The sequence below is a fragment of the Nocardia sp. NPDC004151 genome (assembly GCF_042874235.1).
In the GTDB taxonomy this organism is placed as follows: Bacteria; Actinomycetota; Actinomycetes; order Mycobacteriales; family Mycobacteriaceae; genus Nocardia.
In genome coordinates this window covers 413,071-435,945 of record NZ_JBIAMR010000003.1, presented here as the reverse complement: position 1 = coordinate 435,945, position 22,875 = coordinate 413,071, and the positions used below count along the sequence as shown (strand labels likewise).

Here is a 22,875-nt window from a genome sequence, read left to right as displayed (position 1 = left end):
CTCCCTCGTACCCACTGGTTGTTGACTGACACCCATGACCGATCGTGAGGATTCCCACAACCCCGATTCCACGCCGGACAACCCCGACACCCCTACTGTCAGCACCCCTGACACCACCCGCGCGGTCAGCCGCCGCCAATTGTTCGGCGCGTCGGCCGTCGCCGGCCTGGCCGGACTGGCCGTCGGCGCGGGCGGCGCGGTCGCGCTGAAGAGCTCCGGATCCAACGCCGCCGCCTGGCCCCGCTCCGCCGAACTCGTCACCACCCCCGACCGCGCCGCCGCGCCCCGGGTCTCCGGGCTGCACCTCCAGTTCGGGGCCGACGCGGCCCGCGAGGTCGTGGTCACCTGGCACACCCTCGGATCGGTCACCGCGCCCACCGTGCGCTACGGCACCGCCGACTCCGGATTCGGCACGGCGGTCTCCGCGCGGACCCGCACCTACCGGGATGCCAAGTCCGGCATCGAGATCCAGGCCCACCACGCCCGGCTCACCGGCCTGTCCCCCGACACCGACTACGTCTACGCCGCCGGGCACGACGGCGCACCGCCGGAACTGGGCACCATCCGCACCGCGCCCGCCGGGCGCGCCAAGTTCCGGTTCACCAGCTTCGGCGACCAGGGCACCCCCACCGTCGGCAAGATCGTCGACGGCAAGGCCGTCAACGACAATCTCGGCTCCCAGTACGCCGGCGACATCACCTCCGCGGTGGAATCACTGGCCCCGCTGTTCAACCTGGTCAACGGCGACCTCTGCTACGCCAACCTGTCCACCGACCGCATCCGCACCTGGAACGACTGGTGGGCCAACAACTCTCGCTCGGCGCGCTACCGGCCCTGGATGCCCGCCCCCGGCAACCACGAGAACGAACTCGGCAACGGGCCCATCGGCTACCAGGCGTTCCAGACCTACTTCACCGTCCCCGACGTCGGGAGCGAGGAACACGCGCAGGGCCTGTGGTACTCGTTCACCGTCGGCGGCATGCGGGTGATCGCGGTCGCCAACGACGACGTCTGCCTGCAGGACGGCGGCAACAGCTACGTCAAGGGCTACTCCGGCGGAGCCCAGAAGCGCTGGCTGGAAAGCGAACTGGCCAACGCACGCGCCGACAAGGGCATCGACTGGGTGGTGGTGTTCATGCACCAGGTCGCCATCTCCTCGGCCGACAAGGCCAACGGCGCGGACCTGGGCATCCGCACCGAATGGCTGCCGCTGTTCGACCGATACCAGGTCGACCTGGTGTTGTGCGGGCACGAACACCATTACGAGCGTTCGCATCCCGTGCGCGGGACGACCGGGTCCGAGACCCTCACCCCCAAGCCCGCCGACACCCGCAAGGACGTCGTCGACACCGGCAAGGGCACCGTGCACCTGGTGATCGGCGGGGGCGGCACCTCGGTGCCGTCCAACCACCTGTTCTTCCCGGGCGACAGGTGCCGGGTCATCACCGCCGTCGGGAACGCGGATCCGGCGACCGGCAAGAAGGTTCCGACGTACGTGCTCGAGGACGCGCCCTGGTCCGCGTTCAAGGACGCCGAACATCCCTACGGCTTCTGCGCTTTCGACGTCGACCCCGGCACGCCCGGCGGGAACACCACCATCAAGGGCACGTACTACGCCCTCACCGGGCCGACCAGCGAGCTGAAGGCCGTCGACACGTTCACCCTGACCCGGCCGCGCGCGGATCGCTGAGCACGGCGGGCGCGGATCGCCCAGGGCGGCCGCCCTAGGGTGGAAGCGTGACGGACGAGCGGGACAAGACGGCGTGGCGCGCGGAGATCCTCGCGCGCCGCAAGGCCCTGCCCGCCGAGGTCCGCGAGCGCGAGGCCGCGGCGCTGGCCGCCGCGGCCGGACGGCTCGCGGACGGCGGCTGGGTCTGCGCCTACGTGCCGGTGGGCGGCGAACCCGGCTCGGTGGCCCTGCTCGACGCGCTGCGGGCCGCCGGCGCCCGGGTGCTGCTGCCGGTCACCGGCGAACCCGGGCCGCTCGCCTGGGCCGAATACACCGGGCCCGACGGGCTGCGCCGCGGCCGGTTCGGGCTGCGCGAACCGGACGGAGACCCGGTCACGGACGGAATCTCGACGGCTTCGACGATTCTGATTCCGGCGCTCGCGGTGGATCGGCGCGGGGTCCGATTGGGACGCGGAGCCGGTTATTACGATCGAAGTCTGAACGCCGCGCGCGCCGACGCGCGATTGATCGCCGTGGTGCGCGACGACGAACTCGTGGACCGTTTGCCGGAGGAGTCACACGACCATCGAATGGGGTGGGCACTGACCCCGTTCGGCGGGCTGCGCCGCCTCGGAGATCGAGCCGGGAATTGACACCCGATTGGCAGCGTTGGCACTGCCAGCTGTAGAGTGCTAATTCGACGAAGAGCGTGGAGGTTTCCCGATGCCTACTTACTCGTATGCATGCACCGAGTGCGACAACAAGTTCGACATCGTGCAGTCCTTCTCCGATGACGCACTGACCACGTGTGACCGTTGCAACGGCAAGCTGCGCAAGCTGTTCAACTCGGTCGGCATCGTCTTCAAGGGCAGCGGCTTCTACCGCACCGACAGCCGTAACGGCTCCACCTCCTCCGAGCCGGCCAAGCCGTCGTCCTCTTCGTCGGACAACGGCGGCTCGAGCTCCACCGCGTCGAGCGCGGCCACGTCGAGCACCTCGACCTCGTCGTCCAGCGGTTCCAGCACCTCCGCGGCCTGATCTCAGCTTTCTCCACAGGCTCTTCGTTATCCACAGCCCGGGTTCGGCCCGGGCGTGCCGGTGTCGGGGCGACCGTACGCTGCCCCCGTGACGCGACCGTACCGAGCTTTCCCACACGAGTTCCGTAGCCGCCTGACCTGGGTGGACTCGGTGTTACTGCGGCGGGCCGGGGCGGTCGCGTTGCTCATGGCGGCGGCCTTCCTGGCCGTACGCCCGGATCCATCCGCGGATCGGACATCCGTCCTGGTCGCCGCGCGGGAGCTGCCGCCCGGGCAGGTGCTCGGCGACGGCGATCTGCGCACCGCCGACCGGGAGACCGCGACCCTGCCCGCCGGAGCCGTGCGCGACGCCGCGCGGGTGCGCGGGGCCACCCTCGCCGCCGCGCTGACGGCCGGGGAGATCCTCACCGACGTGCGGGTGCTGGGCCCGCGACTGGCCGCCGTGGCGGCGGGCTCCCCCGATGCGCGCATCGTCCCGATTCGCCTGGCGGACAACGCCGTTGCCGAGATCCTGCGCACCGGCGACCGGGTGGACGTGGTGGCGGGCGAGGACACCGGCGGGACCGGCCGTCCCGCACGGCTATTGGCCGCCGACGCCGCCGTGGTGCTGGTGCCGCAGGCCGACGGAACCCGCGGGCGCACGGACCGGGTGGTGCTGGTCGCCTTGGATTCCCGACGCGCCACCGCGGTGGCCGCCGCCTCGCTGCGGACGGCGCTCACGGTCGTGTTCCACTGAACCGGCGCATCGGTGAACTAGCATCGCCTCAGATCCCCACAACTCTGCGTTCGATCCCTCAGGTAGAGGAGTTTCGGCAATGCTCAAGGGTTTCAAAGAATTTCTGATGCGCGGCAATGTCATCGACCTGGCCGTGGCCGTCGTCATGGGTACGGCCTTCGTCGCGGTCGTCACCGCCTTCACCGACGGCATCGTGACACCGCTGCTCGCGGTCTTCGGCGGCACCAATCAGCTCGGGCTGGGCTTCCAGCTGGTGGCCGACAAGCCCGCCACCTTCATCGCGATTGGGCCGATCATCACCGCGGCTATCGATTTCGTCATCATCGCGGCCCTGCTCTACTTCATCCTGGTCATCCCGGCCGCCAAGGCCAAGAAGCTGTGGGGCGCCAAGGCGGACGACGCGCTCACCGACAACGAACTGCTGCGCGAGATCCGGGACCTGCTCGCGGAACGCAGCGCGGGCGGGCGGCACGAACTCTGACCCGCGGCCCGAACTCCCCAGCGTGGCAAGGCAAAACGGGCCCGGCGCGAAAAGCGCCGGGCCCGTTCGTATCACACCGGAGTGTGGATCAGCCGAGGCTGAAGGGCTGGCCCCACAGGGTGACCCAGCTGATCACGTTGTCGGTCTCGACCTCGACGCTCACGAAGGCGCGCGCCTGAGCGTAACCGCCACAGCCGTTCAGGCCGATGGTCTCGTCCGACCAGGTGACCGAACCGCTGGTGCCGCTGAAAGCGTTGCGCTTCTTGTGGATTTCGTGACCGAAGTCGTCCGGCATCTCCAGATCGAGGATGTAGAACGACTTGGCCTGACCCGGACCCAGGGTCAGGTTGGCGCCGGAGTTCACGCCGCCGGTCGGAGTGGCGTTGCCACTGCTGTCCCAGCTCGCGCCGCCTTCGGCACCACCGCTGACGCCGCCGCCGTCAATGGTGACCTGGCAACCCACGACATAGCCGGGGTAGATCTTGCCGCCGGTCGCGGTGGTGTCGCCGGAGATGTTGACCTGCGCCGACGCCGAGACCCAGGCGTTGCGGTGCACCGGGGTGGCACCCATCGACGGGCTGATGTTGGCGGACTCGCCGACCAGCTTCACCGTGACCACGGTGCCGTCGGACAGGGTCTGGGTGAGCTCGCCGCCCGGCAGCGGCACGAAGGTGTCGGCATTGGCCGCACCGGTGGAGAACAGGCCAAGGGCCGCGGTGGCGACGGCACCGACACCGGCCACCCGCGCCATTGTCTTACGGATGTTCATATCTGGTTGTCCCTCAGATTTTGTTCGCTTGCGCGAGAAAGGATTTGGCGGGCGGAGACCACTTAGCCGATGCTGAACGGCTGGCCGTAGAGGGTGGTCTTGGAGTAGTGATCGCCGATGACCTCGACGACCGTGTACGCACGCGCCTGGGCGTAGCCCGCGCAGCCCTGGATCTGGATCTCGGCGTCGCGGTACTCGACCGAGTAGGTGCCCGCCTTGGTGATGTCCTTGTAGTCGATCTGGACGAACGCCACCTGGCCGGGGCCGAGGTTGACGCCGATCGAACCACCGATGCTCGCGCTGTCGAGGTTGATGCTGCCGGAGACACCGGCAGAGATCGCGTCCTCACCGATGGAGATCTGGCAGCCGACGATGTAGCCGGTGTTGATCTGCGAGGTGCCGTGGGTGGACGAGTTGTTGCTGCCGGGGATACCGACCGGGCCGTTGTTCGGACCGACTGTGCCCTCGGGGGTTTCGGTGACCACCGCGGAGGCGGCGCCGCTCACCCACACCACACGGCCGGCACCGTTGGCAGCGAGCGACGGCGACACGATGGCGTGCTCACCCGTCCGGGTAATGGTGACGGTGCCCGCCGGGTTCACCTTCTGGCCGTCCGGCAACGGCACGAAGGTGTCAGCGTTAGCGGCACCAGTGGAAAAAAGGCCGATGGCCACGGCCGCGGCCGCGCCGATGCCCGCAAAACGGGCCGCGGTACGCACACCGTGGGTGCGGTTCTCGCTCATACTTCCCCTCATCAGGTTCTTGCGATCAACCTCGACCACCGAGGTTGAAAAGGGACCCTTGCGGATTCCCCGGTTGAGTTTGTCGCCACATTGTTGCCACTGTGTTACTCGTTACAAATTCTTTTCTCGTAGCGACGCTGGGCACTTTACATCACAGCTGTGACCTCTGAGACGTGAGCGAACAGGATCGACCACTCGCCGACACAAACCCGCAGGTATACAGAGAAAGTCGTGGATAGCAAAAGGGGCCCGGTGCTAATCGCACCGGGCCCCTTGGCATTCCGCTGAGCGGAAACTGATCAGCCGAGACTGAAGGGCTGACCCCACAGCGTGTAGGCGGTGATCACATGGTCGGTCTCGACCTGAACCGCGATGAACGAGCGCGCCTGCGCGTAGCCGCCGCAGCCGTTCAGGTTGATGGTCTCGTCCGACCACGTCACCGATCCGGAGTTACCCGAGAACTTGTTGCGCTTGTAGTGCGCCTCGCTGCCGAAATCGTCGGGCGCTTCCTGATCCAGGACGTAGAACGCCTGCGACTGGCCGGGGCCCAGGGTCAGGTTGCCGCCGACATTCGCGCCGGCCGACGGGCTCGAGCCGTCGTAGTTGGCGCCCGCGCTCGGGCCGCCGTTGGCGCCGCCGCCGGCGATGTTGACCTGGCAGCCGACCACGTAACCGGGGACGATCTTGCCGCCGGCATCGCCGTGAGTGCCCGACAGTTCGACGCGCGCACTGCCCGAGACCCAGGCGTTGCGGTGCAGCGGGGTCGAGCCCAGCGACGGGTTGATGTTGGCCGACTCGCCGGTCATGGAGATGGTGACGATGGTGCCGTCGTCCATGGTCTCGGTGATGGAGCCGCCCGGCAGCGGCACGAAGGTGTCGGCGTTGGCCGCACCCGTGGAGAACAGGCCCAGGGTGGCGGTGGCGACGGCGCCGATCCCGGCGGCCCGCGCCATGGTCTTGCGAACGTTCATGATGGTTTCCCTCTAGGGTCGAATTCGCTTGCGCGAGAGATGAATCGGGTGTCTGACCACACGTCAGCCGAGGCTGAACGGCTGCCCGTAGAGGGTGGTCTTCGAGTAGTGGTCACCGATGATCTCGACCACGGTGTAGGCGCGCGCCTGGGCGTAACCCGCGCAGCCCTGCACGTCGACCGGCACATCCTTGTAGTCGATCGAGTAGCGGCCCGCGTCGAGGATGTCCTTGGAGTTGATCTGGAGGAAGGTCACCTGGCCGGGGCCGAGGTTCACGCCGATCGAACCGCCCGCGTTCGCACCGGTCAGGCTCACGCCACCGGAAACACCGGCGGAGATGGCGTTGTCGGCGATGTTCACCTGGCAGCCGATGATGTAACCGGTGTTGACCTGCGACGCGCCATGCGTGGAGGAGTTGTTGGTGCCCGGGCCGTTGGTGGGGCCGTTGTTCGGGCCGACCGTGCCCGCGGGGGTCTCGGTGACGTCGGCGACGACCTTGCCCGAGAGCCAGGCGGTGCGGCCCGCGCCGTTCGCCGACAGCGACGGCGAGATGACGGCGTGCTCGCCGAGACGGTCGATGGTCACGCCCGGTCCGACCTTCTGACCGTCCGGCAACGGTACGAAGGTGTCGGCGTTGGCGGCGCCGGTCGACAGCAGGCCGAAAGCCACGGAGGCGGCTGCGCCGATACCCGCGACACGCGCGACCCGACGCAAACCGGCAGTCCGGTTCTCGCTCATTGTTCCCTCATCAGTTTTTTTGCGGACAACCCCGACCACCGGGGCTGAAGAGAGCCACTACGGCACAGAACTCGGCAAGAGCAACTATCAAGCGCGCTGCTCATTTTCTTTACAGCCGTAGCTTTGTTGACCCAGGGGAGATTTTAGCCACAACAGTTACTGTTTGGCAACAATTAGATAACGGCGCGCAAGATCACAGCCTTCGGGAGATGGCTAATTCCCGGCAGCCGTGATGTGAGCGAATCTCAACCGTGATGGGGCGGCTTCTGCGCGCGCAGCCAATCATCGGAGGACTGAACGGAATCCGGCTCGGGAGTGCGCTCGTCCTTGGTCGTGGACGGCAGTTCGTCGCCGAAGACACGCGCGAGCCGGGCGCGTTCGGCGGGGGTCAAACGACGAGACCCCGCCCGGCGCTCGGCCGGACGGGGCGACTCGGGTGAATCAGGTTTGTCGGCGTCGGTCATTCCGACAGACCGGACAATTCATCGATGACTTTGCTCGCCAGCGGGCCCAGGGTGGCCATGCCGTCCCGGACCGCGGCGCGCGAACCCGGCAGGTTCACCACCAGCGTGCTGCCCGACACCCCGGCCAGACCGCGTGACAGGCCCGCGTCCAGCGACCCCGAGGCCAGACCCGACGCCCGCAGGGCCTCGCTGATCCCGGGCAGCACCCGGTCCAGCACCTCTTCGGTGGCCTCCGGCGTCACGTCACGCGGGGACATACCGGTGCCGCCGACCGAGATGACCAGGTCGACACCACCGATCACCGCGGTATTGAGGGCATTGCGGATCTCCACCTCATCGGCCGACACCGACACCGAGGCGTCCACCAGGAACCCGGCCTCGGTGAGTAGCTCGGTGACCAGCGGACCCAGCGAGTCCACTCCGCCATGGGCGGTTCGATCGTCGACGACCACGACAAGAGCACGGCCCGCCACAGCGGCATCGATTTCCATGGTGCTCACCGTAGCGCCCTTGTCCGACAACAGCTCCCATCCCCCGTCGGAGGTGACACGGATCGCCGGTACCGGTTCCCTGCCATTGACACGGTTGCTCATCGTCCGCCCTCCGCGGCTGCTTCGCCGAGGGTGACCTCGACGGTCTTGGGGTTCTTGCCCTGGTCGTCGGTGTAGGTCACCTTGACCTTGTCGCCGGGCCGGTGCGAGCGCACCCCGGCGATCAGTGAATTGCCCGAGTCCACGATCTGGTCGTCGATCTTGGTGATGATCGCGTTCTTCGGGATGCCCGCCTTGGCGGCCGGGCCGTCGGGCGACACGTCCATCACGCGCGCGCCGTTCACATCGTCCTGCGCCCGCACGGTCACACCGATCTGGGCGTAGGTGGCCTTGCCGTTCTTGATCAGCTCGTCGGCGACGCGGCGCGCGGTGTCCACCGGAATCGCGAAGCCCAGGCCGATCGAGCCGCTCTGCGCGCCCGCCGACTCGGCGGTGCCCATGGTGGCGATGGCGGTGTTGATGCCGACCAGCTTGCCGTTCATATCGACCAGCGCGCCGCCGGAATTGCCCGGGTTGATGGCCGCGTCGGTCTGGATGGCGTCGATGACCGTGCCCTGCGAACCCGGCTCGCCGCTGGTGGAGACCGGGCGGTTCAGCGAGGAGACGATACCGCTGGTCACCGTGCCCGCCAGGCCCAGCGGCGAACCAATCGCCACCACGCCCTGCCCCACCTGCAGATTGCCGGACTGGCCCAGCTCGATCGGCTTCAGATCCGACTTGCCGGTCACCCGGATGACCGCGATGTCGGAGACCGGGTCCGCGCCCACCACGGTGGCTGGAGCGGTCGAGCCGTCATTGAACGCCACATCCATCTTGGCGTTCTGGCCCGCGCCGCTGACCACGTGATTGTTGGTGAGGATCAGCCCGTCCGAGGACAGGACCACCCCGGAGCCCTCGCCCTCGGCCCGCGCACCCGCGACCCGGATCATGACAACGCTCGCGAGCACCTTCTGCGCCACCGCCTGCACCGAACCCTCCGGCGCGGGCGCGGCCTTGCCATTGCCCGCGGGCTGATCCAGCGCATTGCTCACCGTGCCGTGATCGCTGCCATGCGTGGCCAGCGCGCCCACCGCGCCACCGATACCACCGCTGAGCAGCGCCAGCACAACCGCGCCGGCGACCAGACCGGTGCGGCCGGACCGCTTCGGCCCCGGCGCGGCGGCATACGCCAGACCCGGCTCACCCGGCACCCCGGGCCCACCCGGACCACCGGGCACGGCCGGAATCACCTGCGTCGGATGCGGACCCGCCGCGTACGCCGGAAACTGCCCCGTCGAATACGCCGACTGCTGCCCCGTCACGTACGCGGGCTGCTGGCCCGTGGCGTAGGGCGACTGCCCCATCCCGGCGGCAGGCTGCTGGCCCGCCCCGGCGGTCGGCGGCTGTCCCGTCGCCGGCGTGGGTTGCTGCCCGGCCGCGTACCCGGCCCCCGACGCCGCGTACGCCTGCCCGTAACCCCCGCCCGGAATCTCCCCGGTCGGCGGATTCCCACCGCCGTACTGCTGCGAATAAGGCTGTGCGCCACCGAAAGCCGCCCCATAGGCGGGACCACCCTGCGGCGCGCCGAAACCCGCCTGCGCCGCACCGGGCAGCGCCTGGGTGGCCGGATCGACCGCGCCCGAACCCGGTTGCCCCGCAACGCCGTACGCCGTCCCGCCCGGACCGCCGAAGGCCGGCGCCGAGCCGGCGGGCGGCTGCGCGCCCGCAGCGGGCTGATCGGCCCGCGGATCGCTGCCCTGAGCCTGGAACGCTCCGCCGGAGAACGATTGCGCCGCACCGAAACCGGGCGCGCTGGGCGTACCGGGAGCGCTCGACGCGGGACCCGCCGCGGGCGCTCCGGGATGGCCGGGCTGCGCCGGGGGCGGGAACCCGCCGGGAGCCGGAGCCGAACCCGGGGTGGCGGCCGCGAAGCCGTTGAAGGAGTCGGCGGCGGGAGCGCCCGCGGGATCCCGCTTCGGCAGGCCGGACGCGGTGGTGCCGGAGCCGGAGGTCGGGCGGTCGGAACCGGGGGCCTGGCTGCCGGACGCGGGCTGCGCGCCGGCGGGCCCGGAGGGTGCGCCGGCCGCGGCGGCGTTGTCGGCGGCCTGGCCTTCGGGCTCGGTGCCCCGCTGGTTCGAATCCTCGGTCATTTCTCGTTTTCTCCTCGAGTCTCGTCGCCAAGCCTGGCGGGAACGACTGAGAGTGGACTGAGACCGTGCTTGCTTTTCGCCGAGCTTTCCGGGTTCAGTTGTCCGCCTCGGCGGGCAGGGGCGGTGCGCTTTCTCCAGGCAGAACGATACGGATCAACGCGCCCCCTCGGTCGGAAGTGTCGATGTTGATGGTGCCACCGTGTTTGGTCACCACCTGCTTGACGATGGCCAGGCCGAGCCCGGAGCCGGGCATGGAGCGCGAGGCCGTGGTGCGGTAGAAGCGCTCGAACACCAGCTCGCGTTCGGCGGGCGGGATGCCGGGCCCGGCGTCGTCGACGGCGAACTCGAGCAGTCCGCGCCCGTTCTCGCGCATGGTGACGAACACCTGCTCGCCCTCCGGACTCCACTTGGCGGCATTGTCGAGGACGTTGAGCAGGGCGCGTTCCAGGCCGGGTTCGTCGCCGTAGACGAACCAGGGCCGCAGCTGGGCCTCGAAATCGATTCCGGTGCGCCGCCGCCGGACTCGCTCCAGCGCGCGTTCGGCGATCTCGCCGAGGTCGATGCGCTCGTACACGGTTTCCGGGGCGTCCTCGCGGGCCAGATCGACCAGATCGCCGACCAGCGTGGACAATTCCTCGATCTGGGCCATCACGTCCGAGCGCAGTTCGGCCATGTCCTCGTCGGGGATCCGGGGCGCGCCCGGCCGCGAGGAGGCGATGAGCAGTTCCATATTGGTGCGCAAAGAGGTCAGTGGCGTCTTCAGCTCATGGCCGGCGTCGGCCACCAGGCGGCGCTGCCGTTCCCGGGATTCGCCGAGGGCGCGCAGCATGGTGTTGAAACTCTCGGTGAGCCGGGCCAGTTCGTCGTCGCCGGTAACCGGGATGGGGGTCAGGTCGTCGGTGCGGGCGATGCGTTCGGTGGCGGCGGTGAGCCGGGCGATGGGCCGCAACCCGGTACGGCCCACGGTGGTTCCGGCCGCCGCGGCCACGATGACCCCGCAGCCGCCGACCACGAACAACAGCCAGGCCAGCCGGTCGAGGACCTCCTTGGTGGGTTGCAGCCGCTGCGACACCACCAGCGTGGATCCGGAATGGGTGCGGCGGGCCAGCACCCGCTGGTCGTCGACGGTGCGCAGCGAGAAGCCGATCTCGCCGCGGGCCACCTGCCGTTCCTGATTGCCGATCGGCGGAATCGTGGTCTGCGGAGGCACGTACTGCGACTGGTCCGCGAACACCAGCGCCACCCCGACGTCGCTGGAGTACAGCCCCGCGAAAACCAGCGACTGGAAGCCGAGGCTGTCGAGGTTGTTGTCGATCATCACCGAGGCGCGGGCCCGCAGCTGCGAGTCCACATCGGCGTACAGCGACCGGGCCACCATGGCGTAGGCGGCGATGGAGGTGAAGGCGACGGCCACGGCGACCACCGAGGCGGCCAGCAGTGTCACCCGCCAGCGCAGTGACACCGAACGGGTCAGCGGCATCGGCGGCCGCAGTCCGTCGTTCTCCGTCCGCGATCCGAGTCCGGCGACCACCGTCCGCCGGGGAACGGTTCTACCCACGAGCGCCTGCCCTACGGAGGAGTCTCGCGCAGCACGTAGCCGACGCCGCGCACGGTGTGGATGAGCCGCGGCTCACCGTCGGCTTCGGTCTTGCGGCGCAGGTAGCCGATGTACACCTCGAGCGCGTTGCCGGAGGTGGGGAAATCGTAGCCCCACACCTCCTCCAGGATGCGGCTGCGGGTGAGCACCCGGCGCGGGTTGGCCATCAGCATTTCCAGCAGGGAGAACTCGGTGCGGGTGAGGCTGATCGGCCGTTCGCCGCGGGTGACCTCGCGGGTGACGGGGTCGAGCGAGAGGTCGGCGAAGGACATGGCCTCGGAGGAGGCGTCGACCGGGTCGCCGGCGGTGCGGCGCAGCAGGGCGCGCAGCCGGGCCAGCAGTTCCTCCAGCGCGAAGGGCTTGGGTAGGTAGTCGTCGGCGCCGGCGTCCAGCCCGGCGACCCGCTCGGACACCGAATCCCGTGCGGTGAGTACCAGAATCGGCAGATCGTCGCCGGTGCTGCGCAGCCGGCGGCATACCTCGAGCCCGTCCAGACGGGGCATCATGACGTCCAGGACCAGGGCGTCGGGTCGCTGACTGGCGGTCTTCTCCAAGGCGTCCAGACCGTCGACGGCGAGGTCGACGGTGTACCCGTTGAAGGTCAGCGAGCGACGCAGCGATTCACGAACCGCGCGGTCGTCGTCGACTACCAGAATGCGCATGGCAACCAGTCTGCCCACAACGACTGAGAGTCCACTGAGAAGGGCCCCTCCGACACGCCGGGTGGGTGAGGCAGATGACCTGCGTGTTTTACGAACGGCCAATGCCGAGTGGTTGCGGTGTCACCCAATTCGACGCGAAAGCCGTTGTGGCAAGCCCGCATTCGGAGGCTTATACACTACGTCCTCCGAATTGCCGTTACTCAGCTCACGCGGTATGTTGCAGGCCGGAAAAGAAGACCCTTAGTTGGTTCTGCGCGGGCTCGACCCCAAAGCCGTACAACCGCATACATACCCGGGGGTCAATCGTGAAAGCGGAGGCGACGGAAGCGGGATGGAAGCAGCACCCCGGTCGTGGCAATTCAGCCTGTCCAACTGGCCCGTTACCCGCAAGGTCGGCATCGTGCTGGTGCTCCCGGTGCTTCTCGCCGCGACCTTCGCGGTACTGCGCATCAACAGCGAATTGCAGACCATCTCCAAACTGAGCGCGGCCTCGGAGCAGATGGACGTGCTCCGCCCCACGGTCAAATTCCTCACCAGCACCAATGAACTCGCGGTCGCCGCCATCGTCGGCGGCAACCAGGACGTGGACGCCGACCTCGACGCCGCCACCGCCAAGTTCGACCAGGCCCAGGCCGAACTGGAGACCGCGCTCAAGTCCTCCAACGCCGACCCCGGCGTCGTGAAGGAACTCGGCACCGCCATCGCGGTCGCGAAGACCATGCGCAACAGCCTGCGCACCAGCTCCCCCCAGACCATCGGCGATCAGGCCGACGAGGTGCAGACCCGGGCGCAGAACTCGCTCGCGGGCGCGCCCACCGTCGGCGACCTCCGGGTGCAGCAGTCCTTCCTGCAGTTCGGCGCGGCGCTGACCGCCTTCCGCCTGCTCACCCAGGAACGCGTCATGCTCGCGGTGCCGGGCGCCGGCGCCAACCCCGCGCTGCGGACCAAGCTGCTCACCGCCATCGGCGCCGAGATCACGATGATCGAGGTGTACCGCGGCATGGCGCCGGAATCGGCGCAGAACGCGAACACGCTGAAGGACAACGCCGGCGCCCGCGTCGGCATCCTGATGCAGAACGTGCCCGACCCGGGCACCCTGCCGGCCATGCAGGACTCGCTGCGCGGCAGCGCGGACGCCTACTCCGCCGAGGTCGCCACCGTCGCGAGCACCATGGGCACCAAGCTGTCCGAGCTCACCACCGAGGCGCGCAACAACGTGCTGCGTGACACCTCCGTCGTGATCGGCATGCTGCTGGCCGGTCTCGCGCTGGCGCTGGTGGTGGCCCGCTCGCTGGTCGTGCCGGTCCGCCGCCTGCGGCGAGACGCCTTGCAGGTGGCCCACATCGATCTGCCGCAGGAGCTCGAGGTGGTGCGCGCCGGCGGTGCGACCCCGGAGATCTCGCCGGTCGACGTGCACACCACCGAGGAGATCGGGCAGCTGGCCCGAGCCGTCGACGACATCCACTCCCAGGCCCTCCACCTGGCCGCCGAACAGGCGCGATTGCGCCTGCAGATCGGCAACATGTTCGAAACCCTCTCGCGCCGCAGCCAATCCCTCGTGGAGCAGCAGCTGTCGCTGATCGAGGAGCTCGAGCGCGACGAGGACGACTCCGAGCGCCTGCAGTCGCTGTTCCGCCTCGACCACCTCGCCACCCGCATGCGCCGCAACGGCGACAACCTGCTGGTGCTGGCCGGAACCGCGCTGCGCCGTGGCCATCTCGCGCCGGTGCCGCTGTCGGACATGCTGTGGTCCTCGGTCTCCCAGGTGGAGGACTACCAGCGCGTCGAGATCGGCACCGTGCCCGACGGCATCGTCGCCGGTGAGCCCGCCGTCGACATCGAGCACCTGCTGGCCGAGCTGATCGACAACGCGCTGCGCTACTCCCCGCCCACCACCCCGGTCGCGGTGTCGGTGGCGCGCGCGGTGGACGGCGGCTACCTGATCGAGATCACCGACCGCGGCCTCGGCATGAACGCCGACGACCTGCAGGGCATCAATGACCGCCTGGCCTCCGGTGGCGAGGTCAATGTCGAGACCGCGCGCCGCATGGGTCTATTCGTCGTGGGCCGCCTGGCCAAGCGGCACCACATCACGGTGAGCCTGCGCCGCACCTCCGCCATGGTGCAGCAGCCGGGCATCACCGCCAGCGTGCACCTGCCGGGCAGCCTGGTCTCGCCGGCGCCGGAACGCCTCGGCGACCCGACCGGTCAGTACCCGGTGGCCACGGCGCTGCCCATGCCCCCGTCCGCCCTGGCCTCCGGGCCGATCCCGGCCGCGGCCCTCGCCTCGGGCCCGATCCCGGCCGCCGCCGGGCCGATTCCGCCGGCGCCGGGACAGATTCCGCCGCCCGTCGGACCGATCACCGGACCGAACCCCGTGGTCAACCCGCCGCGGCTGACGCCGGTCCCGAATCTGCCCGAACCGCCCACCGGCCGCTTCCCGACCACCAGTTCCGGCCTGCCGCAGCGCAAGCCCGGCACCGATACCGGTGAGCACCCGATCGTCTCCGCGTTCCCGGAACCGCCGCAGCAGCAGGCCGATCGCTTCTCCGACGGATTCACCGACGCCTTCACCGCCGACGACGCCCGGGCCTACGGCGCGAGCGCCGTCCGGCCCGAACCCGCGGCGCCGCAGGGGCCCGCGCCCATGAGCTTCTGGGGCGAGGCCGCCGAGTCCACGGAATCGGCCGAGCACAGCACGATTTCCGAGCAGGCTGCCGGGTCCGAGCCGGGTACGGAGGAACCGGCCGGTTACGCGCCGGAGCCGATCGCCCCGACCGCGGACACGGTCGCCCCGCTTCCCCAGCGGGTCGCGCCCCAGCAGATCACGCCGATGCCGCAGCGGGTCGCCCAGGTGCCCGAGCGCCTCGTTCCGGCGCCCGAGCCCGTGGCGCAGGCGCCCGAGCCCTTCACACCGGCGCCCGAGCCCTTCACGCCGCCGGCGCGGGAGCCCTTCACACCGGCGGCCGGGTCCTTCGCACCGGCGCCCGGTCCGACCGCGCCGATCACCAACGCCCGCAACGGCGGCAGCGGCTACGTCGAGAACCCCAACGGCCCGGACACCGGCAGCTATTTCGGCAACGGTTTCAGTGCCTTCGGCGACAACGACCGCCCCACGCTCCCGCCGACCCCCGTCCCCGGCAGCGCGACCGGCGAAACCGCTGTTCGAGGCGCCGACAACGCTATTCGCGGCAATGACGCCGCGCGCGGCAACGAGGCCCCACCCGCCGGGTCGCGTCCGGTCGCGCCGCAGACCGGCCTGCGTCCGGTCGAGGGCGCTCCGACCCCGATCTACCAGCGCATGGTCTCCGAGTGGCTGGTGGAACCGGCCGACGGGCAGCAGACCGGCGCCGCCTGGTCGTCGACTTCGGACGTCGGCTGGGCCGCGGCCGAGGACGCGGCCAACCCGACCACCACCAGTCGTACCGAAGGCGGCCTGCCGATTCGGCGGCCCGGCGCCCAGCTGGTGCCGGGCGCGGTCGCCCAGGAGGACGACGGTACCGGCCGCGACCCGGAAGAGATCCGCAACAGCCTGAGCAGGCATCTCAGCGGCGTCCACTCCGGGCGGGCCGACTCCCAGTACAACGACGGAGGGCATGCATGACCGACACCCAGAGCACCACAACGGATGAGAATCTGAACTGGCTGGTCACCCGCTTCACCAAGGAGGTGCCCGGGGTCTCGCACGCCGTGCTGGTCTCCGCGGACGGTCTGCTGCAGGCCACCAGCCCGCACCTGCCGTCCGACCGCGGCGAGCAGCTGGCCGCGGTGACGGCCGGTCTGGCCAGCCTGTCCGCCGGCGCCGCACAGCTTTTCGAGGGCGGCAAGGTGATGCAGTCCATCGTGGAGATGCAGCGCGGCTACCTGCTGGTCATGAGTGTCGGCAATGGCTCGCACCTGGCGGTGCTGGCCAACAAGCAGCACGACATCGGCCGCATCGGCTACGAGATGGCCCTCCTGGTCGACCGGGTCGGCTCCGTCGTCTCGGCCACCGCCCGCACTGCCTAGATGAGTCGAACACTGCCTAGATGAGCCGCAAATGACCAATCCTCATGGCGGTGGCGGTAACCGGCCACCGACCACCCGCGTTCGCCCCTACGCGTTGACCTCCGGCCGTACCGAGCCGGCGGTCGAGCTACCGCTGGAAGCGGTCGTCGAAACCCTGTCCTACACCGCCCACTTCGACTGGCCCGCCGGCGACGTGCGCACCGAGATCCTGCGGCTGGGCACGGCCCGGCTCTCGGTCGCCGAGATCGCGGCCCACCTGGGCCGTCCGCTGGGCATGGTCCGGGTCGTCATCGGCGATCTGGTGGTCGCCGGAACCCTGCGTGTGCATTCGACTTTGAGCGATCAGGCGACCTTCGACGAGCGCCGCTCCCTGATGGAGAGGACCCTGCATGGACTCCGCGCCCTATAACGGCGGAGGCTACCCCGCCGGCCCGCACGGGGGGCCGGCGTACACCACCGGGCAGTTCCCGAACCCGGGGCTGCAGTACCCGCCGCGGCCGGGCGAGGAGTCGCGCACCGCGTCGACCAAGATCGTCGTGGCGGGCGGATTCGGCGCGGGCAAGACCACCTTCGTCGGCGCGGTCTCCGAGATCGTGCCGCTGCGCACCGAGGCCATGGTGACCGGCTATTCGGACGGGGTCGACGACCTCGCCGCCACGCCCGGCAAGGAAACCACCACCGTGGCCATGGATTTCGGGCGCATCATCCTGCCCGGCAACCTGGTGCTGTACCTGTTCGGCACGCCCGGGCAGCGGCGGTTCTGGTTCATGTGGGACGACCTGATCAAGGGCGCCATCGGCGCGGTCGTGCTGGTCGACACCCGCCGCATCGAGGACAGCTTCGCGGCCGTGGACTTCTTCGAGGCCAAGTCGCTGCCGTTCCTGATCGCGGTCAACCGCTTCCCGGACGCGCCGCGCTTCCCGGTCGCGGAACTGCGCGAGGCGCTCAGCGTCCGCGAGGGCGTGCCGATCGTGGACATCGACGCGCGCGACCCGGTCGAGGTGCGGCGGTCGCTGGCCGCGGTCACCGAATACGCGATCGAACGGCTGATGACGGCGCAGCGCGAAACCGCGCAGCGCGGCTGACGTTCGCCCATCCGGGTTCGGGCTTACGAAGGACGAGGGTGTCTGGATGATCTACTTCTCGATGGGCTACTGGGTGCTCGCGCTGGCGGTGATCGTGTCGTTCGCGGGGGCGGCCTGCGGGCTGGCGTGCATTCGGCAGTCCACCAAGTCGGTGACCCAGAAGTTCCGGATCGTATGGCTTTTCGTGGCGGCGGTGTCGATCGGCGGCGTCGGCGTGGCCATGCCGGTGTTCGTCTCCATGCTCGGTTTCGACGTGCGCGGCACCCAGCTGCGCTACGACAACCTGTCGATCACGCTGTTCTCGGTGCTGTCGGCGATCACCGTGTTCCTGGCGCTGCTGATCACCGGCAAGACGCTGGTGTGGTGGCGGCTGCTGGTCGCGGCGGCCGTGATGGCCTTCGGGATCGGCGACGTGCACCAGCTGCTGCTGGGCGCCATCCGGATCCAGGGCACCGCGGACCCCGGCCTGGTGTCCACCGTCGCGGTGTACGCGATCGCGTTCGTGCTCGCGGCGCTCACCCTGTGGTTCAGCCTGTGGGTCGGTTCGGTGCCGATGGTGCTGGCCGGCGCGGTGGTGTACGCGGTCCTCGTGACCAGCATGCACTACGCCGGACTGACCGGGCTGCAGGTGCACGTGGACCCGAACGCGCCCGCGCCGCAGGGGAACGTGCTGTTCACCTTCTTCGTGCCGTTCTTCATCATCGGCACGCTGTCGCTGGCGATTCCGATCACCGCCATCCTGGTCGCCCCGGACCGGCGTGAGGCCCGCGCCCCGATGGCGGCCCCCGATCCGGCGGTCGCGCACAGCACGTCGCTGCAGGCGGCCTCACAGCACGCCGCGTCGCAGCAGCAGGGTGCGCGCCGGCCGGAATCGATGCTCTGACCCGCACTAGCGCGGCACGTCCCGGGGATCGAGCAGACCGAACAGCTCGCCCTGGGGCGCGGCCATGATGGCCATCCGGCCGAACGGTCCGTCGGTGGCGGACATGAGCACGGTCGCGCCCAGTTCCACGGCGCGGGTGAGGCCGGAATCGATGTCCTCGGACTGGAACCAGGTCAGCCAGTAGGGCTGGGCCGGGGCGACGCCGTTCACCCTGTCGTCGTTGATGCCGCCGACCGAGCCGGTCCCGCCGGGCGGGGTGAAGGTGGCGTATCGCGTTGTCTCGTCGTCGAATTCGGCGAAGGTGAAGTCGAAGACCGCCGCGTAGAAGGACTTCGCGGCCTCGAAATCGCCGGTGTGCAAGTCGTTCCAGACGTAGGCGCCGTGCTCGTTGTACACGGCCGCGCCGTCGTGGGCGCGGGCCTCCCACACCGCGAAGGGCGCGCCGGACGCGTCGGCGGCCACGAACATGCGGCCGAACTCCATCACGTCGAAGGCGGGCACCAGCAGGCGGCCGCCCGCCGCGGTCACCTGCCGCGCGCACGCGTCGGCGTCGTCCACCGCGAAGTAGGTGGTCCACACCGAGGGCATCGCGGCCTCGGGTTTGGGCCCGATGCCCGCCACCGCGCGGCCGTCCCGCAGCGCCATCAGGTAACCGCCCGACTCCTCCTCGCCGCCTTGCATGTCCCAGCCGAACAGTCCGGCGTAGAACTCGCCGGCCTTGGCCGGGTCGTCGACCTGACAGTCGACCCAGCACGGTGTTCCGGGCGGCCACGCCTCGTCGCGTACAGGCATTTACGAATCTCCGTTCTCACTGATCAGTGACGCACCTCACAAAGCGCTCCCAGTCAACCACTCTCGATCGATCGCCGCGATGGTTCGGATTCGGCTCCCTGCGGCGCCGCCGTCGAATTACAGTGGGAGTCATGCGTTTCGGGCTGGACTACGCCGCAGGTCGGCCCGCGCCGCGTGCCATCACGGCCAACGGCTACGACTTCGTGGTTCGCTACCTGTCCGAGGGCGGCCCCTCGCTGCCGGGCAAGCTGCTCACCCCCGCCGAAGCGGATGACCTGCGCGCACACGGGATTTCCATCGTCGCGAACTGGGAGACCACCGCCGCCCGCATGCTGGACGGCTACGGCGCGGGCGTCACCGACGCGCGCGCCGCGCTGGCGCAGATGCTGCGCTGCGGCGGCCGGGCGGATCGGCCGATCTACTTCTCCGCGGATTTCGACGCGACCCCGCAGCAGCAGGTGCCGATCGACGCCTACCTGGACGGCGCGGCGAGTGTCCTCGGACGCTCGAATGTCGGTATCTACGGCGGGTATTGGCCGGTGAGCCGGGCGCTGGACGCCGGGACGGCGACCTGGGCGTGGCAGACGGTGGCCTGGTCGGGCGGGCGGGTGGATCCGCGGATCGCGATCTACCAGAACGGCGAGCAGGTGATCGTCGACGGCGTGGAATGCGATGTGAACCAAACCGACCGAATCGATTTCGGCCAGTGGGATGCGGAAACGGAGGAACCCGACTTGACACCCGAACAGGACGCGGCATTGCACGACATCCAGATCCAGCTGCGCGGACCCGGCCTCAACGGCTGGCCGCAGCTGGGCACCGATGCCCAGGGCCGCAACCGGACCGTGGTGGACGGGCTGGCGGCCGCGCTCACGCGGATCGACGAACTGCGCACCGAGATCAGCGAACTCGAAGCCACCACCGCCGAGTTGAAGGAGGAACTGGCGCGGGTGGCGGGCAAGGGGCACTGGCCCTTCCCGTTCTCGCTCGTCGAGGGTCCGGCCACCGCGTTCGCCGATCAGCTGGCAAAGCTCGAGCAGTTGCTGCCGGATGTGCCGTTGCCGGGCTGGGGAACCGGACCGAACGGACATTCCGGCGATAAGGCCGCGAATGGATCAGCCTCGGCGAGTGCCGCACCGAAAGCCGTATCCGACAGTTAGATTGGGTGAATTGTCGGATTCTCTCCGTCGGGGGAAGAACCCGAAACAGCCTCTGAAGTGGCGATGAGCGGGTTCTCCTGTAGTCAGGAGAACCCGCCCTCAAGGCACGAGAATACCGTCACCAGGCCACGACTTCACAACTTTAGGAAGACTTTTTCGCACCCGCGCGAAATGTTCACCCGCGACCGGGGCCTCCGCAACACCCGAGCAGATCACTGGCGGGACAGCAACTTCAACGCTATCGTCGGGCTCGTCCGTTCTTTTGCTCCAGTTCCAGGCGAAGGAGGCTCTCGTGGCCGTCAACGTGGTACTCGACAAAGCTCTCGACAAGGCCTACGAATCCAAGTCTCTCGACGACATCCTGGCCGCGCCGCCGTCGGCGCTCGCCGGACTCACCGAGAAGCACGACGCCCAGCTGCTCGAGGCGCTCGGTGTGAAGACCATCGCCGACCTCGGCAAGAACAAGTACTTCCGTCTCGCCGCCACCCTGGTGGACCTGGCCGCGAAGGAGGGCTGACGGGCCCCCGGGAAACCCGGACCCGCAGCAGTGGGGGGGTCGGGGGGCCAAGCCCCCGAACCCCCACGACCCGTGGTTCTCTCGAACTCAGAGTTTCCCAGGATCGATCAGCCCGCGTTCGACGGCTCGCAGCAGCCGCCGCGGCACCATACGCACCACTCCCCCGACCGTGACTGGCACCAGATCCGGCGGGCTCGCCTTCCACTGCGAACGGCGGCTGTGGGTGTTCGCGCGCGACATCCTGCGCTTCGGAACGGCCATCAGGCGTTCTCCTCTCCGGTGATCGAATCACGGTTTCCTCGAACGCGTTTGCCGTAGCGGCGCTCGAACTTCTCCACGCGGCCCGCGGTGTCCAGGACGCGCTGATTCCCGGTCCAGAACGGGTGCGAATCGGCGGTCACGTCCACCACGAGCAGCGGGTAGGTATTCCCGTCCGCCCACTCGATGGTGCGGGTGGAGACCGCGGTGGAACGGGTCAGGAAGCACTTGCCGGTGCCCACATCCTGGAAGACCACCGGATGGTAGTCGGGGTGAATTCCCTGTTTCATCACTTCACCTTTCGTTGTTGCGGGTCTTGCCGTCGCCGGCGGGCGTCGAGCGTGTGGTGTCGCACGGTTCCTCGTGCTGATCGCCGAACGGGTCGAACCACAGCGCGACCCGTTCCGGGGCGAAGCGCACCTGCCGCAGTTCGTCCTCGTCCACCAGCGCCCAATGCAGCGCGTTCCGGATCTCGTCGGCGTCTGCGTCGGCGACCAGGATCACCAGCGAGGTGTGGCGGTCGCCGAAGTGCTCGTGCCAGCGCAGCGAGGCCAGCACGCGGCGTTCCGGGTCGACCTCGTCCAGCTCGCGGGATGTCATGGCCGCGAGCCACTTTCCGGCGCCGCCGACACGCAGCCCGCCGCCCGCCGATTCCAGCCACACCACCTCGTCGGGCTGGGTGGCCAGCCAGGCCCGGCCGCGCGCGCTCACCACGCCCTCCAGCAGCACATCGATGGCCGAGTGCAGTCGATCGGGGTGAAAGGGGCGGTCGGTGGCGAATTCCAGCAGTGCCACACCGCAATCCGGCTCCAACGGCGGTGCGCCCGCCAGCAGCGGGGCGTGCGGATCGAAGGCCGCGCCGCGGCGCGCGTCGGTGGGCACCCGGCGCAGCAGCCAGGTCAGATCGTCGACGTCGAGGGTGGCGGGGTCGGCTACCCAGCTGATCGGGGCGCGCGGGGCCAGCCGGGCCAGCACGGCGGTCGTGCGCTCCCGGTCGAGCAGGTCGGCTCCGGAGTCGAAAACCAGCAGGGCATCGGCGAACTCGGCCTGGCCGACGGCCAGCTGCGCCACGGTGCGCTCGTCCTCCGCGGTGACATGGCCGCGCTCGGCGAGGGTCTCGTCGCCGGTGGCGTCGGCCAGCCAGTCGCGGGCGTCGACGCAGGTGAGGACGGTATCGATGCGGACGCTGCGGGCGGCCGGGCCATCGACGCGACCGACCACACCGGTCACCACCACGTCATTGACGGCCTGGCACACGGCTTCCGCCTCGAAAGCCGGATCCAGCGCGAGCACGATGCGCCGCACCGAATCCCGTTCGGCGAGCTGACACAGGTAGGGCAACAGGTCCGCGCGCAGAGTGCAGGAGACGCAGCCGTGTGCGAGCTCCAGCACGGTGAGGGTCTCGCGCCCGTCGAGGCGGACTCTCCGGCGCACCACGCCCTCGCGCAGTTCGCTCAGATCGTGCCGGACCACGACGGTGCCGGGCTCGGCGCCCAGCAGGCGCGCGGCCTGCTCGACACCGTCGGCCGCGCGTCCGGGGAGTCCCGCGAGGACGAGCACAGGCTTACGTTGGGACGCCACCGGTCCCCCTTTCGACAATGATTTTCAATTACCGGGGAGTCAAT

At 69.4% G+C, this 22,875-nt stretch carries 25 protein-coding genes; 12 read left to right on the top strand and 13 right to left on the bottom strand.

All coding sequences use genetic code 11. From position 1 onward, the window contains the following. Positions 1-34: 34 nt before the first annotated feature. The 5 genes from ACFYTS_RS09305 (at position 35) to mscL (ending at position 3,923) form a co-directional block, all read left to right on the top strand. Positions 35-1,690 carry a purple acid phosphatase family protein gene (locus tag ACFYTS_RS09305; RefSeq protein ID WP_387302441.1) on the top strand — a complete coding sequence of 552 codons (1,656 nt, stop codon included), beginning with the start codon at positions 35-37 and terminating at the stop codon, positions 1,688-1,690. Between the two features lie 47 nt (positions 1,691-1,737). Further along, a complete protein-coding gene (locus ACFYTS_RS09300; protein ID WP_387302439.1) occupies positions 1,738-2,322 on the top strand; it encodes a 5-formyltetrahydrofolate cyclo-ligase in 585 nt (194 codons plus the stop codon). 70 nt (positions 2,323-2,392) lie between these two features. Further along, positions 2,393-2,707 carry an FmdB family zinc ribbon protein gene (locus ACFYTS_RS09295; protein ID WP_357280651.1) on the top strand — a complete coding sequence of 105 codons (315 nt, stop codon included), beginning with the start codon at positions 2,393-2,395 and terminating at the stop codon, positions 2,705-2,707. An 87-nt stretch (positions 2,708-2,794) separates the two neighbouring features. Next, positions 2,795-3,442 carry an SAF domain-containing protein gene (locus ACFYTS_RS09290; protein ID WP_357280654.1) on the top strand — a complete coding sequence of 216 codons (648 nt, stop codon included), beginning with the start codon at positions 2,795-2,797 and terminating at the stop codon, positions 3,440-3,442. 79 nt (positions 3,443-3,521) lie between these two features. Next, complete coding sequence (gene mscL / locus ACFYTS_RS09285) at positions 3,522-3,923, top strand: large conductance mechanosensitive channel protein MscL (RefSeq protein ID WP_357280657.1); 402 nt, start codon at positions 3,522-3,524, stop codon at positions 3,921-3,923. Positions 3,924-4,011: 88 nt separating this feature from the next. On the opposite strand, the gene ACFYTS_RS09280 is transcribed toward mscL, so the two are convergent. From ACFYTS_RS09280 to ACFYTS_RS09240, 9 genes are all read right to left on the bottom strand, one after another. Continuing rightward, positions 4,012-4,674 (bottom strand): MspA family porin, encoded by a 663-nt coding sequence (locus ACFYTS_RS09280; protein WP_387302873.1) that lies wholly within the window; start codon positions 4,672-4,674, stop codon positions 4,012-4,014. 80 nt (positions 4,675-4,754) lie between these two features. Continuing rightward, positions 4,755-5,435: an MspA family porin gene (locus tag ACFYTS_RS09275; protein ID WP_357280662.1), complete on the bottom strand. Its 681-nt coding sequence runs from the start codon at positions 5,433-5,435 to the stop codon at positions 4,755-4,757. A 299-nt stretch (positions 5,436-5,734) separates the two neighbouring features. Continuing rightward, positions 5,735-6,406, bottom strand: a complete 672-nt coding sequence (locus tag ACFYTS_RS09270; protein WP_357280665.1) for an MspA family porin — start codon at positions 6,404-6,406, stop codon at positions 5,735-5,737. Positions 6,407-6,469: 63 nt separating this feature from the next. Beyond that, entirely contained in the window at positions 6,470-7,144 is a 675-nt protein-coding gene (locus tag ACFYTS_RS09265) for an MspA family porin (protein WP_387302435.1), read from the bottom strand. A gap of 245 nt (positions 7,145-7,389) precedes the next feature. Further along, positions 7,390-7,608, bottom strand: a complete 219-nt coding sequence (locus ACFYTS_RS09260) for a hypothetical protein (RefSeq protein ID WP_357092278.1) — start codon at positions 7,606-7,608, stop codon at positions 7,390-7,392. Beyond that, entirely contained in the window at positions 7,605-8,099 is a 495-nt protein-coding gene (locus ACFYTS_RS09255) for a MogA/MoaB family molybdenum cofactor biosynthesis protein (protein WP_357280873.1), read from the bottom strand. Before ACFYTS_RS09255 ends, ACFYTS_RS09260 begins: the two co-directional genes overlap by 4 nt. Positions 8,100-8,197: 98 nt before the next feature. Next, positions 8,198-9,502 carry a S1C family serine protease gene (locus ACFYTS_RS09250; protein WP_387302871.1) on the bottom strand — a complete coding sequence of 435 codons (1,305 nt, stop codon included), beginning with the start codon at positions 9,500-9,502 and terminating at the stop codon, positions 8,198-8,200. Between the two features lie 880 nt (positions 9,503-10,382). Continuing rightward, positions 10,383-11,768 (bottom strand): ATP-binding protein, encoded by a 1,386-nt coding sequence (locus ACFYTS_RS09245; RefSeq protein WP_387302869.1) that lies wholly within the window; start codon positions 11,766-11,768, stop codon positions 10,383-10,385. A gap of 89 nt (positions 11,769-11,857) precedes the next feature. Continuing rightward, the gene (locus ACFYTS_RS09240; RefSeq protein ID WP_357092281.1) at positions 11,858-12,547 is read right to left on the bottom strand and encodes a response regulator transcription factor; all 690 of its coding nucleotides are present in this window, start codon (positions 12,545-12,547) and stop codon (positions 11,858-11,860) included. Between the two features lie 331 nt (positions 12,548-12,878). On the opposite strand from ACFYTS_RS09240, the gene ACFYTS_RS09235 reads away from it, so the two are divergent. Genes ACFYTS_RS09235 through ACFYTS_RS09215 form a run of 5 tightly spaced genes read left to right on the top strand, consistent with a single transcriptional unit; the run spans position 12,879 to position 18,523 of the window. Beyond that, on the top strand, positions 12,879-16,151 hold the full coding sequence (locus tag ACFYTS_RS09235; RefSeq protein ID WP_387302433.1) for an ATP-binding protein: 3,273 nt from the start codon (positions 12,879-12,881) through the stop codon (positions 16,149-16,151). Next, the gene (locus ACFYTS_RS09230) at positions 16,148-16,555 is read left to right on the top strand and encodes a roadblock/LC7 domain-containing protein (protein WP_213559341.1); all 408 of its coding nucleotides are present in this window, start codon (positions 16,148-16,150) and stop codon (positions 16,553-16,555) included. Before ACFYTS_RS09235 ends, ACFYTS_RS09230 begins: the two co-directional genes overlap by 4 nt. Positions 16,556-16,586: 31 nt before the next feature. Then, on the top strand, positions 16,587-16,964 hold the full coding sequence (locus tag ACFYTS_RS09225; protein WP_357092287.1) for a DUF742 domain-containing protein: 378 nt from the start codon (positions 16,587-16,589) through the stop codon (positions 16,962-16,964). Then, complete coding sequence (locus tag ACFYTS_RS09220) at positions 16,945-17,640, top strand: ATP/GTP-binding protein (protein WP_357280672.1); 696 nt, start codon at positions 16,945-16,947, stop codon at positions 17,638-17,640. The genes ACFYTS_RS09225 and ACFYTS_RS09220 overlap by 20 nt, the downstream gene beginning before the upstream one ends. A gap of 46 nt (positions 17,641-17,686) precedes the next feature. Then, on the top strand, positions 17,687-18,523 hold the full coding sequence (locus ACFYTS_RS09215; protein WP_357280675.1) for a hypothetical protein: 837 nt from the start codon (positions 17,687-17,689) through the stop codon (positions 18,521-18,523). 6 nt (positions 18,524-18,529) lie between these two features. Here ACFYTS_RS09215 and ACFYTS_RS09210 read toward each other — a convergent pair whose 3' ends face one another. Further along, complete coding sequence (locus ACFYTS_RS09210) at positions 18,530-19,315, bottom strand: VOC family protein (RefSeq protein ID WP_387302430.1); 786 nt, start codon at positions 19,313-19,315, stop codon at positions 18,530-18,532. Positions 19,316-19,446: 131 nt separating this feature from the next. Between ACFYTS_RS09210 and ACFYTS_RS09205 the strand changes: the two genes are divergently transcribed. Continuing rightward, positions 19,447-20,475 carry a DUF1906 domain-containing protein gene (locus ACFYTS_RS09205; protein ID WP_357280680.1) on the top strand — a complete coding sequence of 343 codons (1,029 nt, stop codon included), beginning with the start codon at positions 19,447-19,449 and terminating at the stop codon, positions 20,473-20,475. A 292-nt stretch (positions 20,476-20,767) separates the two neighbouring features. Next, the gene (locus ACFYTS_RS09200; RefSeq protein WP_213559337.1) at positions 20,768-20,992 is read left to right on the top strand and encodes a hypothetical protein; all 225 of its coding nucleotides are present in this window, start codon (positions 20,768-20,770) and stop codon (positions 20,990-20,992) included. Between the two features lie 87 nt (positions 20,993-21,079). On the opposite strand, the gene rpmF is transcribed toward ACFYTS_RS09200, so the two are convergent. The 3 genes from rpmF to mrf are packed head-to-tail and all read right to left on the bottom strand — an operon-like array spanning position 21,080 to position 22,831. Further along, entirely contained in the window at positions 21,080-21,253 is a 174-nt protein-coding gene (gene rpmF / locus ACFYTS_RS09195; RefSeq protein WP_357092303.1) for a 50S ribosomal protein L32, read from the bottom strand. Continuing rightward, a complete protein-coding gene (locus ACFYTS_RS09190) occupies positions 21,253-21,540 on the bottom strand; it encodes a type B 50S ribosomal protein L31 (RefSeq protein WP_357280682.1) in 288 nt (95 codons plus the stop codon). The genes rpmF and ACFYTS_RS09190 overlap by 1 nt, the downstream gene beginning before the upstream one ends. A gap of 4 nt (positions 21,541-21,544) precedes the next feature. Beyond that, positions 21,545-22,831, bottom strand: coding sequence for a ribosome hibernation factor-recruiting GTPase MRF (mrf, locus tag ACFYTS_RS09185; protein ID WP_357280685.1), 1,287 nt, complete (start codon positions 22,829-22,831; stop codon positions 21,545-21,547). Positions 22,832-22,875: the final 44 nt, after the last annotated feature.